We start from the raw sequence: 15,305 nt of genomic DNA, 5'->3' as shown, positions 1-15,305 counted from the left end.
AAACAAAAAAAAACCAACAACCACCCCCCCCACCCCCCCCCCCCCCCCCCCCCCCCCCCCCCCCCCCCCGCCCCCCCCCCCCCCCCCCCCCCCCCCCCCCCCGAGGCTCCGGCGCCCGACCGGGAGTTCGCATCGTCGTTCGAGGCGGGCGACCCGGCGCCGGACTGGCTGAACACCGTCGACACCGGACCGGACGGCGCCCAGCGCTCCTCGGGCGTCGACGGCGGCTACAGCACCGGCATTCCGGGCAATGTCACCGGCCACGTCACCGAGGTCCGGGCGAGCGCCGAGAACTCGGGCGCCGGCGAGGTCAAGGAGAACCTCGTGGACGGCGAGCCCGGAACCAAGTGGCTGGCCTTCGAACCCACCGGCTGGGTGGAGTTCGACCTGGACAAACCCATCAGAATAGCGACCTACGCGCTCACCTCGGCCAACGACTACGCCGAGCGTGACCCCAGGGACTGGACCCTGAAGGGTTCCACCGACGGCAAGGACTGGAAGACGGTCGACACCCGCTCGGGCGAGACCTTCTCCGAGCGGTACCGGACGAAGTCGTACGACCTCGCCGAACCGGCGGAGTACCAGTACGTCCGGCTGGAGGTGACGAGGAACAACGGTGCCCCGGACATCCTGCAGCTGGCCGACGTGCAGCTGTCCACCGGAGGTTCCGGCGGACCGGTGCCGCAGGACATGCTGACCCTGGTCGACAAGGGCCCGAGCGGCTCCCCGACCGCGAAGGCGCGGGCCGGGTTCACCGGAAAGCGTGCCCTGCGCTACGCCGGCCGGCACACGGCGGCGGGCCGGGCCTACTCGTACAACAAGGTCTTCGACGTGAACGTGAAGGTCGGCGGCGACACCCAGCTGTCGTACCGGATCTTCCCGTCGATGGCCGACGGCGACCGTGACTACGACGCCACGAACGTCTCCGTCGACCTGGCCTTCACCGACGGCACCTATCTGAGCGGCCTGGGCGCCCTGGACCAGCACGGCTTCCCGCTCTCCCCGCGCGGGCAGGGCGCGTCGAAGGCGCTGTACGTCAACCAGTGGAACAACGTGGCCGCGCGGATCGGCTCGGTCGCGGCCGGCAGGACCGTCGACCGGATCCTGGTGGCGTACGACTCCCCCGACGGCCCGGCGAAGTTCCGCGGCTGGCTGGACGACGTGACCCTGAGGCCGGTGGCGCCGGAGAAGCCGAAGGCGCACCTGTCGGACTACGCGCTGACCACCCGGGGCACCAACTCCAGCGGCAGCTTCTCGCGCGGCAACAACTTCCCGGCGACCGCCCTGCCGCACGGCTTCAACTTCTGGACCCCGGTGACCAACGCGTCCTCGCTGAGCTGGCTGTACGAGTACGCACGTGCGAACAACGCCGACAACATGCCGACGATCCAGGCGTTCAGCGCGAGCCACGAACCGAGCCCCTGGATGGGCGACCGGCAGACCTTCCAGCTGATGCCGTCGGCCGCGTCCGGCACCCCGGACACCGGCCGCGCGGCACGGCAGCTGCCTTTCCGGCACGAGAACGAGACCGCGCGGCCGTACTACTACGGGGTGCGGTTCGAGAACGGCCTCGAGGCGGAGATGACCCCGACCGACCACGCGGCCGTCCTCCGCTTCACCTATCCCGGTGACGACGCGAGCGTGGTGTTCGACAACGTCACCGAACAGGCCGGGCTGACGCTCGACAAGGAGCACGGGATCGTCACCGGCTACTCGGACGTGAAGTCGGGCCTGTCCACGGGCGCGACCCGGCTCTTCGTCTACGGCGAGTTCGACAGGCCGGTCACCGACGGCGCGGCCGGCGGGGTGAAGGGCTACCTGCGCTTCGACGCGGGCGCCGACCGCACCGTGACCCTGCGCCTGGCGACCTCGCTCATCGGCCTCGACCAGGCGAAGCAGAACCTGCGCCGGGAGATCCCGGACGGCACCTCCTTCGACACGGTCAGGGAGCACGCCCAGCGCGCCTGGGACGACCTGCTCGGCAAGGTCGAGGTGGAAGGGGCGACCCCGGACCAGCTGACCACGCTGTACTCAGGGCTGTACCGGCTGTACCTGTACCCCAACTCCGGCTTCGAGCAGGTCGACGGCAAGGACCGCTACGCCTCGCCGTTCTCCCCCATGCCGGGCCCGGACACCCCGACGCACACCGGCGCGAAGATCGTCGACGGCAGGGTGTACGTCAACAACGGGTTCTGGGACACCTACCGGACCACCTGGCCGGCGTACTCCTTCCTGACGCCGTCGCAGGCGGGCGAGATGGTCGACGGGTTCGTGCAGCAGTACAAGGACGGCGGCTGGACCTCCCGCTGGTCCTCCCCCGGCTACGCCGACCTGATGACCGGCACCTCCTCGGACGTGGCGTTCGCCGACGCCTACGTCAAGGGCGTGGAGTTCGACGCGAAGGCGGCGTACGACGCGGCCGTGAAGAACGCGACCGTCGTGCCGCCGATGTCGGGCGTGGGCCGCAAGGGCATGACCACCTCGCCGTTCCTCGGTTACACCTCGACCGACACGCACGAGGGCCTGTCGTGGGCGATGGAGGGCTACGTCAACGACTACGGCATCGCGAGGATGGGCGAGGCGCTGTACAAGAAGACGGGCGACAGGCGCTACCGGGAGGAGTCGCAGTACTTCCTCAACCGGGCCCGGGACTATGTGCACCTCTTCGACGCCGGGGCCGGCTTCTTCCAGGGCCGGGACGCCAAGGGCGACTGGCGCGTGGAGTCCTCGGCGTACGACCCGCGCGAGTGGGGCTACGACTACACGGAGACCAACGGCTGGGGCTACGCCTTCACCGCCCCGCAGGACAGCCGGGGCCTGGCCAACCTCTACGGCGGCCGGCAGGGCCTCGCGGACAAGCTGGACGAGTACTTCGCCACCCCGGAGACGGCCTCCCCCGACCATGTGGGCTCCTACGGCGGTGTCATCCACGAGATGACCGAGGCGCGGGACGTCCGGATGGGCATGTACGGCCACTCCAACCAGGTCGCGCACCACGTCATCTACATGTACGACGCGGCCGGCGAGCCCTGGAAGGCGCAGGCGTACGTCCGTGAGGCGCTCTCCCGGCTGTACACCGGCAGCGAGATCGGGCAGGGCTACCACGGCGACGAGGACAACGGCGAGCAGTCGGCCTGGTACCTCTTCTCCGCGCTCGGCTTCTACCCGCTGGTCATGGGCAGCGGCGAGTACGCCATCGGCTCCCCGCTGTTCAAGAAGGTCACCGTGCACCTGGAGAACGGCCGTGACCTGGTGGTCCGGGCGCCGAAGAACAGCGCGAGGAACGTCTACGTCCAAGGCGTGAAGTTCAACGGCCTTCCCTGGGCGTCGACTTCGCTCCCGCACTCGCTGCTGTCCAAGGGCGGGGTGCTGGACTTCTCCATGGGCTCCGAGCCGTCGGCGTGGGGTACGGGCAGGAACGCGGCGCCGGTCTCCATCACCCGGGACGACAAGGTGCCGGCGCCCCGCGCGGACGTCCTCAAGGGCGCCGGCGCGCTCTTCGACGACACCTCGGCGACGAGCGCGACGGTCATCTCGGCGGACCTTCCGGCCGAAAGTGCCGTCAAGCCGGTGCAGTACACGCTGACCTCGGGCGCCGACCGCACGAAGGCGCCGACCGGCTGGACCCTCCAGGGCTCCGCCGACGGCAGGAACTGGCACACCCTGGACCACCGCTCCGGCGAAACCTTCACCTGGGACCGCCAGACCCGCGCCTTCACCATCGCCGACCCGGGCACCTACTCGAAGTACCGCCTGGTCCTGGACGGCGAGTCGACCCTGGCGGAGGTGGAACTGCTGGCCTGACGGACAGCGCGCGTGCGACAGTCGGCCCATGGAAGAGGTGCTCGCCGTTCACCGGCTCCTCGCCCTGTGGGCCGGCTTCGTCGCGGAGGTGGAGGACGGCTACGGCTGGAGCGCGCCGGAGTACACCCACGATCTGGCGTGCCGTGACGGGCTGGCGGGGTCGTGGCGCGCACTGCCCGCGGAGGTGGCCGCCGCGCGGCTGCCGGAACTCGACCGCTGGGACGCCAGGTTCCGCGACGCCACCGTCCCGTGGCCGGGGCTCGAGGAGGACGTCCGATGGTGGCGGGGGCGCATCCCGCGGCTGCTGGCGGCGGATCCCGGTGAGCCGCTGTACCGGGGCTGGCCCGACGGGTGGGACATGATGCCGTTCCCGCGGCCGGACGGCGTGCGGATCGAGCGATGAGGAGGCGGCCCGCCCCGAAAGACCGGGTGCGGGCCGCTTCGGTGTGCTCGGGTTCCGCCAGGGTCAGCCCGTCGCGAGGGTGAAGACGTGCAGGTCCGCGTTGCGCGGGAGCGTGACGCCGCGGATCTGCTTGCCGGGCGGGGCCTGGTACGGCCGGGTGGCGAAGACGTACGTCGGCACCGGGTCCTTGTCCGCGCCGGCGACATTGCGGTACGCGGTCTTGGCGACGACCTCGTTGCCGTACTGGACGGTGCCGCCACCGCCGCCCACGGTCCAGTCGGTGAAGGACAGGTCGACGGTGTCGGTGGTGCCGTCGGTGTAGGTGACGGTGGCCCTGGTCTGCTGGTTGCCGTTGACGGCGCTGCCGATGAAGGACAACCGCTCGACGGGCGCGGGCAGTTGGATGGTCTGGCCGGCCGCGGAGGCGTTGTCGGGGCGGCCGGCGGGTGAGGCGGGCCAGGTGAAGGCGAGGCCGTTGACCGTGGCCTGCCCGCCCGGGGTGAGGCCGGCCGCGGCGAGGGCCTGCCGGGAGTAGCTCCAGCCGCCGCCGTCGTAGTCGGCCTCGTCGTGGTCGCCGTCGTCGTCGGAGATGCCCGTGGTGTCGTAGGCGGCGAGCAGGGTGCCCGGGGCGGCGACGGTGAGCGCCACCGGCTGCTCGTACGAGGAGTCGCCCGAGGTCACCTCCACCCGGACGTCGGCGAAGCCCTGCTCGGCGTCCCGCGCCGCCGTCAGGGTGATCTCCCGGGCGCCGTCGGTGACCGTGCCCTCGGCGGGCGTGGCCGTCACCCCGGCCGGGGTCCGGACCCGGAAACGCACCTCGGGGCCGGTGCCGCCGGTCAGCGACAGCGCGCGGACACCGATCTTCGTACTGTCACCGGGGGCGAGGGTGGCGGTGGTGGGTCCGACGCCGATCTGGTACGGCTGCTCGCCCTCCCGGAAGGACGGCGGCGGGCTGCCGGTGCCCCACGCGCGGTCCGGGGTGGCGGACAGGGTGTAGTCGAGCCGGCCGCCGTCCCGGACGAAGGACGCGGGCAGCCAAGGCCGGTCGCCGCCGCGCCCGTTCACCTTCAGCGAGTGGACGTACGGCGCGTCGGCCGCCGCTCCGGTGGCGCGGACGGAGATGTCGGCGCCGTGCGGCCGGTCGATCTCGATCCGCTCGAACAGCGGTGAGGACAGGACCAGTTCGGCGCGGGACGGCACCTGCGGGTACATGCCGAGGGCGGAGAAGACGTACCAGGCGGACATCGCGCCGAGGTCGTCGTTGCCCGGGATGCCGCCGGGCTCCGGGGACCACAGCTGCCGCATCGCCGCGCGGACGGTCTCCTGCGTCTTGTAGGGGGCGCCCGCGTAGTCGTACAGGTACGGGACGTTGATGGACGGCTCGTTGTCCAGCTCGGACTTGGTGCCGCCGTGGCCGGTGAAGGCCCAGCCGCCGTCGGCGTCCTGGAAGAAGTCGTCCAGCCGGGCGAGCGCCTCCTTGCGGCCGCCCAGCGCGGCGAAGAGACCGGCCGGGTTGTGCGGGACCATCCAGGTGTACTGGGCGGCCGTGCCCTCCACGAACCCGTTGCCGGTGTCCGGGGCGAAGCCGGTGACCCAGCTGCCGTCGGCCTTGCGGTTCGCGATGTAGCCGCCGGAGGGATGGGCCGCGATGTTGAAGTTGTTCTGCCAACACTGGGCGCGGCGCGCGAAACCGGCCGCGGTGCCCTCCTCCCCCGCCGCGCGGGCGAGCTGGGCGATCGCGAAGTCCGCGGTGGACATCTCCAGCGTCTCGGCGGCGCCACCCCAGGCGTTGGAGACCGACGGCATGTAGTGCAGCCTGAGATACCTGTCGAGGGACGGCCGCTGGCCCACCGAGAGCACGGGCTTCCCGGCGGCGGACAGGTCCCGCGCGGTGGGCACGGTCGCCGCGCGCACGAGGGACTTCAGGGCGCCCTGGAGGTCGAAGTCCGTACCGCCGAAGGCGTGGATGCCGGCCAGCGCGGTGGGCGCGGGGTCGCCGTTCATGACGTGGGTGCCGCTCGCGCCGTGCAGCCAGCGGTCCCAGACGCCGCCGTTCTGCCGGGCCAGCTCGTACAGGGACTGCGCGATGTCCGAGCCGGTGCGCGGGTCGAGCAGGGTCAGCAGCTGCACCTGGTCCCGGTAGACGTCCCAGCCGGAGAACGTGCCGTACTGGGCGTGCCGGCGGCGGACCGTGTGGACACGGCCGTCGGCGCCCCGGTACCTGCCGTCGGCGTCGCTGATGACGTTCGGGTGGAGCAGCGCGTGGTAGAGCGCGGTGTAGAAGGTGGTGCGCTCGGCGTCCGTGCCGCCGCCGACCCGGACCGCCCCCAGCCGCTCCCGCCAGGCCCGGCCGGCCGCCTCCCGGACCGCGTCGAAGGAGCGCCCCGGCGGGTTCTCGGCGGCCAGGTTGGCCTCGGCGGCCTCCCGGCTGACGTAGGAGATGCCGACCTTGACGTTGACCGGGCCGTCGCCGGGGGCGAACTCGACGTATCCGCCGGCGCCCTTCCCGGCGACCGGGCGGCCGCCGTGCGTGAAGCCGCCGGTGCCGCCGGAGGCCTCCCGGGAGCCGGGATCCAGCCGGTCGTCGTGCCAGGTGCCGGTGGCCTGGAAGGCTCGGTCGAAGCGGGCGGTGAAGTAGAGGGTGTAGTAGGCGCGTCGGCCCTCGGGGTCGAGGTAGCCGCAGAAGTTGCCGGAGGTGACCGAGCCGGAGACGGTCCGGGTGTCCGGGTCGATGGTGACCGTCGAATCCTCCGAGCCCACCTCGGAGTTGGCGGTGCGCACGAGCAGGGAGGCGGGTTTGCCGGCCGGGTAGGTGAAGCGGGCCGAGCCGGTGCGCGCGGTGGCGGTGAGGTCGGCGGTGACACCGGAGGCCAGGACGGCCTTGTAGTGGCCGGGCTCGGCCGTCTCGTCGGCGTGGCGGAAGTCGGAGGCGTAGACGGCGTCCTTGGTGTCGCTCGCCGGGGAGGAGGTGACCTCGCCGGCGTACGGGAAGAACGGGATGTCCCCGCTGCCGCCCGCGCACCCGGTGCCGGACATGTGGGTGAGGCTGAAGCCCCGGATGCGGGTGGCGTCGTAGTGGTATCCGCCCGGCGCGGCGGTTCTCGTCGCGTCGCCGCGCGTGTTCTCCGGGCTCCAGGAGAGCATGCCGAACGGCACGACGGCGCCCGGGAAGACGTCGCCGCCGTTCCTGGTGCCGATCAGCGGATCGACGTACGGGGTCGGGTCCTTGACGAGGCCGGGGGGAGCGGCGGTCGCCGCGAGGGCGGGAGCCGCCCAGGTGCCGCCGGTCGCGAGAAGCGCGGCCAGCAGCAGGGACGTGGGTCTCAAACGCATGACGCGGCCCTTCCTCCTTACGGACGGGTCGCGCACCACGGGTCGCACAAGCCGCAGGGACAGTAGCGTGTGCCAGCGGTACCACGGAAGACGGCGTACGCTCCGGCAGGCGCGCGCCGGGATCACCCGGTCGGGTGAGCCAAGTGGGTTGACATCGTTGTCGGTTGAGGCGGTAGAGTCATGTACAGACCATATGACAACGATGTCGCGCAGCCAGGACGCCGCACAAGCCACGCGGTAACAGGCCATCCCCTCCGGGCAGGGGCTCCACCACCCCCCTCCCCTGCCCGGCTCGCGGACCCGGTGCGCACGGCCACCGGGTCCGCCCAGAGCGGTCAACCGACCCGACAGGGCAGGGTGGTGGCGCTGTCGCCACCGTCCCCCTGGACGGTGTAGCCGAAGGTCGTGGACCGTCCGGGGCTCAGGGAGCCGTTCCAGTCGGCGTTGTGGACCATGACGTCCTGGCCGGTGTAGGTGGCGTCGCCGCTCCAGAGGCCGGCCACCTTCTGGCCGGCCGGCAGGGCCCAGTCGACCATCCAGCCGAGCATCGGCACGTCACCGCTGTTGGTCACCGTCACCTCGGACTGGTAGCCGCCGGGCCAGGTACCCGTCGTCTTCCGGGTGGCGGTACAGGCACCGAGCGGCGGTTCGGCCGGGCTGCCGGGGTCGTGGACGCCGGTCACCTCGCCGTTGCCGCCGTCGAACACGACGTCGGAGCAGGAGTAGAAGGTCTCCGCGCTGTCCGAGCGCTGCCACACCATGTAGATGATGTGCCGCCCCGACTTGCCCGCCGGGAGCGTGCCGGTCCAGGAGTAGTTCGCCCGCCTCGACCGTGCCCGGCGAGCCGTTCAGCGGCGGGTGGTCGGCGGTGAGGAAGGGCTGGTCCTCCATCTGGTCCCAGGCGAGCGGCTCGGTGGGGTCGTAGCCGTCCTTGGTGACGTAGACGTAGAACCAGCCGGGGTGCGCAGCCCAGGCGTTGTAGGAGAAGTCGACGGTGGCACCCGCGGTCAGATGGGTCACCGGCCAGTCGTCCCGGGCCAGGTCGAAGCCCGTGAAGTTCGGGTTTCCGCCGCTGCACAACCGGCCGTCCGGCACGAAGCCGCGGGTGCGGCCGGCGCCGTCCGAGCGGAGCACCGAGAACCAGTTGTAGAACGGCGTGGTCCCGCCGGCCTGCTGTGCCGCCTTGCAGGCCGGGTTCACGGCCTTGATCTCGCCGGTGTCGGTGAGCGCGTCCTGCCAGCACAGGAAGGTCCGGCTGCCCGGCTTCGTGGGGGTGCCGTGGGCCGAGGCCGGGGCGCCGGTGGCGAGGATCAGGGCGAGGGCGGGGAGGGCGGTGAGCAGGGCGAGGGCGATCAGGAAGAAGGCTGAGGGGCGGGTGGGGTGTGGTGATCGCGGGCGCATCCTTGTCGGATACATGACAGTCAGCGGCCTCCTTGACCGAGGATCGGACGAGCTGCCTGCCGGAGATATGGGAGCGCTCCCACAGCTCCTCCTCGTGAAGCTGGCGCCCACCACGGCAGCTGTAAACGGCCAGGGCACACGCGATGGGGCCCACACTTGACACGGGTGCGCTCACGTCTTACTCCCATTGATAGGCGATCCGGGTCCGTGGTCGCAGCTCGCGGTGGGTGAGGAGGTGACCCGGATGGAACAGCCGGACCTCTACGCGGTGCTGGGCGTGGCGCCCTCGGCCACGGCCGGGGCGATCACCTCTGCCTTCCGCCGCAGGGCTCGGGAACTGCGCCCGGACACCCGGGTGGACGCGGTCACCGCCGAGCGGTTCGGCGAGCTGCGGGCGGCCTACGAGACGCTCCGGGATCCGGTACGGCGCGCGGCCTACGACCGCGCGCAGGAGCGGGTGCACGAGCGGTCGTACCAGCGGTCGTACCAGTGGTCGGGGCGGGTGGCCCGTGTCACCGGGAGGGGCGGACCGCCCCGCCGGTACGTCGTCGTGCTGGGCGTCGTGCTGCGCGTCGAGATTCCCGAGCCGCCGCTGCGCGCGGGGCCGGTGCGCTGGGAACACGGGGGGTGATACGTGCGGTGGCGCACGGGGTGAAGACGAGGAGGGAGAACGCAGATGGCGCGTCCGGTGGGTATCGACCTCGGTACGACGAACTCGGTGGTCTCGGTCCTGGAGGGCGGCGAGCCCACCGTCATCACCAACACGGAGGGCGCTCGCACCACGCCGTCGGTGGTGGCGTTCGCGAAGAACGGTGAGGTGCTGGTCGGCGAGGTCGCCAAGCGGCAGGCCGTGACGAACGTGGAGCGCACCGCGCGCTCGGTGAAGCGGCACGTGGGGGATCACCACTGGCGGTTCCCGGACCAGGGGGACATCGACGGCAAGCGGTACACGGCGCAGGAGATCTCCGCGCGGGTGCTGCAGAAGCTGAAGCGGGACGCGGAGGCGTACCTCGGTGAGGACGTCACCGACGCCGTGATCACCGTGCCCGCCTATTTCGATGACGCTCAGCGGCAGGCGACGAAGGAGGCCGGTGAGATCGCGGGGCTGAACGTGCTGCGGATCATCAACGAGCCGACGGCGGCGGCGCTGGCGTACGGGCTGGACAAGGAGAACGACCAGACGGTCCTCGTCTTCGACCTGGGCGGCGGCACGTTCGATGTGTCGCTGCTGGAGATGGGCGAGGGTGTCATCGAGGTGAAGGCCACCAACGGTGACACGCATCTCGGCGGTGACGACTGGGACCAGCGGGTCGTGGACCATCTGGTGCAGCAGTTCAAGAACGGCTACGGCGTCGATCTGTCCCGGGACAAGATGGCGGTGCAGCGGCTGCGGGAGGCGGCGGAGCGGGCGAAGATCGAGCTGTCGTCCTCGTCGGAGACCTCGATCAACCTGCCGTACATCACCGCGTCCGCCGAGGGTCCGCTGCACCTGGACGAGAAGCTGACGCGGGCGCAGTTCCAGCAGCTGACGGCGGACCTGCTGGAGCGGTGCAAGGCGCCGTTCCACAACGCGATCAAGGACGCCGGGATCAAGGTGTCCGACATCGACCACGTGGTGCTGGTGGGCGGCTCCACCCGGATGCCGGCGGTGACGGAGCTGGTGAAGGAGCTGACCGGCAAGGAACCGCACAAGGGCGTGAACCCCGACGAGGTCGTGGCCGTCGGCGCGAGCCTGCAGGCCGGTGTGCTCAAGGGCGAGGTCAAGGACGTCCTGCTGCTCGACGTCACCCCGCTGTCCCTGGGGATCGAGACCAAGGGCGGCATCATGACCAAGCTGATCGAGCGGAACACCACGATCCCGACCCGGCGCTCGGAGATCTTCACCACCGCCGAGGACAACCAGCCCTCGGTGACGATCCAGGTCTACCAGGGCGAGCGGGAGATCGCCGCGTACAACAAGAAGCTCGGCATGTTCGAGCTGACCGGCATCGCCCCCGCCCCGCGCGGGGTGCCGCAGATCGAGGTCGCCTTCGACATCGACGCCAACGGGATCATGCACGTCTCCGCGAAGGACCTCGGCACCGGCAAGGAACAGAAGATGACCGTCACCGGCGGCTCCGCGCTGCCCCGGGACGACATCGACCGGATGGTCCGCGAGGCCGAGCAGCACGCCGAGGACGACCGTCAGCGGCGTGAGGCGGCGGAGACACGGAACCAGGCCGAGCAGCTCGTGTACTCCACCGAGAAGCTGATCAGGGAGAATCCGGACAAAATCCCGGCCGACGCGAAGTCCGAGACGGAGTCGGCGCTGGCCGAGCTGAAGGAGAAGCTGAAGTCGGAGGACACGGCGGCGATCCGGCAGGCCATGGACCGTGCCGCGCAGGCCGCGCAGAAGATCGGTACGGCGATGTACGAGAAGGCGCAGACCGAGCAGGCCGAACAGAGCGGTGCCGGTGGAGCGGCGGGCTCCGCCAAGGACGACGAGGTGGTGGACGCCGAGATCGTCGACGACGACAAGCCGGAGGCAGGCTGACGATGGACGGGGCGCGGACGCCGAGCACGGGTGAGGTGGAGCGCCTGCTCCAGGAGCGCACCGCCGATCTGCAGAGGCTGAAGGCGGAGTACGACAACTACCGCAAGCGGGTGCGGCGGGACCGCCTGGCCGTGCGGGAGATCGCCGTGGCCAACGTGCTGACCGCCCTGCTGCCGGTGGTGGACGCGGTGGACCGGGCGTGCGCGCACGAGCCGCTGACGCCCGGCCTGAAGGACATCCGCGACACGCTGTGGACCCAGCTGGGCTCGCTGGGGCTCCGGGGCTTCGGCGAGGAGGGCGAGCCGTTCGACCCGGCCTGCCACGAGGCGATCGTGCACCACACGGTCCCGGGCGCCGAGCGGCTGGTCTGCACGGAGATCCTCCGCCCCGGCTACCGCCTCGGCGACCGCCTCCTGCGCCCCGCCGACGTGACGGTCACCGGTCCACCGTGACCCGATGCGGTGCGGCGGTACGGCAGCACGTCGCGGGCGGGCGGGCCGGCGTGGCCCCGGACGCGGTGCGGCACAGCTCGCGGACGGGCCGTCGCGACCTCCACGCACGTGTGGGCGGGTCGTTGTGACCCCGGACGCGGCGCGGGGAAACTCGCGGACGGGCCGCCGTGACCGCCGAGGCCGTACGGCAAGGCTCGCGGACGGGCTGTCGTGACCCCGGACGCGGTGCGGCAGCACGCCCGTGCGGGCGGGCCGGCGTGACGCCGGACGCAGCGCGGGGAAACTCGCGGACGGACCGTCGTGACCGCCGAGGCGGTGCGGCGGGCTCGCGGGCGGGCCGGCGTGGCCCCGGACGCGGTCCGGCAAAGCTCGCGGACGGATCGCCGTCACCCCGCACGGGGTACAGCGGCACGCACGTGCGGACCGGGCGCTCGCCGACCGGGGACAAGCCACAGGCGTCCGGCGACGGGACAGGCGACCGCCCACCGGCACCCGGGCCGCCGCGGCAGCCGACCGATGGCCGCCGACCGGCACCCGGCACCCGGCACCCGGCGACAGTCGACCGGTGACCGCTGCCCGGCGCCCGTCTGCCGGCACCCGGCGACAGTCTCCGTGTCCATCTCTTGGACGCACCATAGCCACCTGGAAAACACCGGTGCTACAAATGCCGCATGTCGGACGCATCTGTTCGATTCAGGCGTCTCGCATGGCGCACTGTGATCGGAAAGAGCCCCCGCAGCGTCGCCGGGCAGGTGTTCCTGCTCCAGGTCGCGCTGGTGGTGCTGCTCGTGCTGTGCGCCGTCCTCGCTCTGGTCCTGCAGTCGAAGCGGGACACCACCACCGAGGCCCGGCGCCGGTCCATCGCCGTCGCGCAGACCTTCGCCCACGCTCCGGGACTGGTGGAGGCACTGCGAAGCCCTGAGCCGTCCAGGGTCCTCCAGCCGCTGACCGAGAGCGCGCGCAGGTCCGCGGGGGTGGACTTCATCGTCGTCATGGACACCCACGGCATCCGCTACACCCACCCGATCCCCAGCCGGATCGGCAAGCGGTTCGTGGGCACCATCGAGCCCTCGCTGGCCGGCAAGGTCTACACCGAGAGCGTGCACGGCCCGCTGGGCCACGAGGTGCAGGCCACCGTGCCCGTCGACGACAGCGACGGCCGGGTGGTCGCGCTGGTCTCCGCCGGGCTGAAGGTCGAGAACGTCACCAGCGAGCTGGACCGGCAGCTGCCGATCATCCTGGCCGCCGGCGGCGGCGCGCTGCTGGTGTCGACCGGCGGCACGGCCCTGGTGGGCCGCAGGCTGCGACGGCAGACCCACAGCCTGGCCCCGGACGAGATGAGCCGCATGTACGAGCACCATGACACGGTGCTGCACTCGGTGCGGGAGGGTGTCCTCATCATCGGTGCCGACGGCCGGCTGCTCCTCGTCAACGACGAGGCCCGGCGGCTGCTGGAACTGCCCGCCGACGCCGAGGGACGCACCGTACGCGAGCTGCCGGATCTCGACCCGGCGACGGCGGAGCTGCTCGGCTCCGGGCGTCCGGCCAGCGACGAGGTGCACTTCGCCAAGGGACGGCTGCTGGCGGTCAACCAGCGGCCCACGGACCGCGCGGGCTGCCCCGGCGGAACCGTCGTGACGCTCCGCGACTCCACCGAGCTCCAGGCGGTGTCCGGCCGGGCCGAGGCCGCCCGGGAGCGGCTGGAGCTGCTGTACGACGCGGGTCTGTCCGTCGGCAGCACGCTGGACGTGGTCCGCACGGCCGACGAGCTGGCCCGGGTCGCCGTGCCGCGCTTCGCCGACTTCATCACCGTCGACCTGGCCGACGCCGTACTGCACGGGGAGGAACCGGCTCCGACGGCGACGGACATGCGGCGGGTCGCCGTGAGCGGCATCCGGGACGACCACCCGCTCTACGAGCAGGGCCGGCTGATCGACTTCCTGCCGACCACCCCGCAGGCCCGCGGCTACGGCGCCGGGCGCTCCGTGCTCGTCACCGACCTGGCGGGCGCCGACGGCTGGCGGGCCCAGGACCCGCAGCGGACCCGGCAGATCCTGGACTTCGGCATCCACTCGCTCATCTCCGCGCCCATCCGGGCGCGCGGGGTCGTCCTGGGCATGGCCAACTTCTGGCGCTCCAAACGGGAGCCCTTCGACGAGGACGAGCTGTCCCTGGCGGAGGAGCTGGTGGCCCGGGCCGCGGTCAGCATCGACAACGCCCGCCGCTACACCCGCGAGCACACCCTCGCGGTCACCCTGCAGCGCAGCCTGCTGCCGCGCGCGCTGCCCGAGCAGAGCGCGCTGGACGTCGGCTACCGCTATCTGCCGGCGCGGTCCGGGGTGAGCGGGGACTGGTTCGACGTGATCCCGCTGCCGGGCGGCCGGGTGGCCCTGGCCGTCGGTGACGTGGTGGGACACGGGCTGCACGCCGCCGCGACGATGGGCCGGCTGCGGACCGCGGTGCACAACTTCTCCACGCTGGACCTGCCGCCGGACGAACTGCTCCAGCACCTGGACGACCTGGTCGGCCGTATCGACCAGAACGAGGCGTGTCCGGAGTCGGCCGGGGAGATCGCGGGCGCGACCTGTCTGTACGCGATCTACGACCCGGTGACGCGCCGCTGTGTCATGGCACGGGCCGGGCACCTCGCGCCCGCGCTGGTCCACCCCGACGGCAGCGTCACCTTCCCCGACCTGCCGGCCGGGCCTCCGCTGGGCCTGGGCGGCCTGCCGTTCCGGACGGCCGAGCTGGAGCTGGCCGAGGGCAGCCAGCTGGTGCTGTACACCGACGGTCTGATCGAGGACCGCAAGCGGGACCTGGACGAGGGCATGGAGCTGCTGCGCCGGGCCCTGGCGGGCCATCCCGGCCGGTCGCCGGAGGAGAGCTGCCAAGCGGTGCTGGAGCAGCTGCTGCCCGAGCGTCCCGGGGACGATGTCGCGCTGCTCGTGGCGCGCACCCGGGTGCTGCCGGCCGACCGGGTCGCCGACTGGGACGTGCCGCGGGACCCGGCCGCCGTGTCGGGGATGCGCGGCGCCGTCTCCGCCAAGCTGGCCGAGTGGGGGCTGTCCGAGCTGGGCTTCGGCATGGAACTCGTGCTGAGCGAGCTGATCACCAACGCCATCCGCTACGGCTCCGACCCGGTCCATGTACGGCTCATCCATGACCGCACGCTGATCTGCGAGGTCGCCGACGGCAGCAGCACCTCCCCGCACCTGCGGTACGCGGCGACGACCGACGAGGGCGGCCGCGGCCTGTTCCTGGTCTCCCAGCTGTCCGAGCGCTGGGGCACCCGGTACACCCCGCACGGCAAGGTCATCTGGGCCGAACTGGCGGTGCCGGACCTCGGCGCGCTCCTGGGCGACTGAGCGGAAAGCGAAGG

At 71.9% G+C, this 15,305-nt stretch carries 6 protein-coding genes and 2 pseudogenes; 6 read left to right on the top strand and 2 right to left on the bottom strand.

Annotated features, from left to right (window positions below; genetic code table 11):
* Positions 1–99: 99 nt before the first annotated feature.
* Together ACZ4U1_RS12030 and ACZ4U1_RS12025 are read left to right on the top strand one after the other, a co-directional pair.
* Positions 100–3,804, top strand: a pseudogene (locus tag ACZ4U1_RS12030) (GH92 family glycosyl hydrolase); the annotation flags it as partial.
* 28 nt (positions 3,805–3,832) lie between these two features.
* Positions 3,833–4,207: a hypothetical protein gene (locus ACZ4U1_RS12025; RefSeq protein ID WP_467902457.1), complete on the top strand. Its 375-nt coding sequence runs from the start codon at positions 3,833–3,835 to the stop codon at positions 4,205–4,207.
* Between the two features lie 63 nt (positions 4,208–4,270).
* Here the strand turns inward: ACZ4U1_RS12025 and ACZ4U1_RS12020 are convergent, their stop codons facing one another.
* Together ACZ4U1_RS12020 and ACZ4U1_RS12015 are read right to left on the bottom strand one after the other, a co-directional pair.
* Positions 4,271–7,540: a GH92 family glycosyl hydrolase gene (locus tag ACZ4U1_RS12020; protein ID WP_467902455.1), complete on the bottom strand. Its 3,270-nt coding sequence runs from the start codon at positions 7,538–7,540 to the stop codon at positions 4,271–4,273.
* Between the two features lie 335 nt (positions 7,541–7,875).
* A pseudogene (locus tag ACZ4U1_RS12015) lies at positions 7,876–8,941 on the bottom strand (lytic polysaccharide monooxygenase auxiliary activity family 9 protein).
* A gap of 244 nt (positions 8,942–9,185) precedes the next feature.
* Between ACZ4U1_RS12015 and ACZ4U1_RS12010 the strand changes: the two are divergent.
* The 4 genes from ACZ4U1_RS12010 (at position 9,186) to ACZ4U1_RS11995 (ending at position 15,291) form a co-directional block, all read left to right on the top strand.
* Positions 9,186–9,572, top strand: a complete 387-nt coding sequence (locus ACZ4U1_RS12010) for a J domain-containing protein (protein WP_467902453.1) — start codon at positions 9,186–9,188, stop codon at positions 9,570–9,572.
* Between the two features lie 45 nt (positions 9,573–9,617).
* Positions 9,618–11,474, top strand: a complete 1,857-nt coding sequence (dnaK, locus tag ACZ4U1_RS12005; protein ID WP_467902451.1) for a molecular chaperone DnaK — start codon at positions 9,618–9,620, stop codon at positions 11,472–11,474.
* Positions 11,475–11,476: 2 nt separating this feature from the next.
* A complete protein-coding gene (gene grpE, locus ACZ4U1_RS12000) occupies positions 11,477–11,926 on the top strand; it encodes a nucleotide exchange factor GrpE (RefSeq protein ID WP_467902449.1) in 450 nt (149 codons plus the stop codon).
* Positions 11,927–12,597: 671 nt separating this feature from the next.
* Entirely contained in the window at positions 12,598–15,291 is a 2,694-nt protein-coding gene (locus ACZ4U1_RS11995) for a SpoIIE family protein phosphatase (RefSeq protein ID WP_467902447.1), read from the top strand.
* Positions 15,292–15,305 lie beyond the last annotated feature (14 nt).

This window comes from Streptomyces sp. NPDC028928, assembly GCF_055564915.1.
This window is presented reverse-complemented; position numbering and strand designations above follow the sequence as displayed.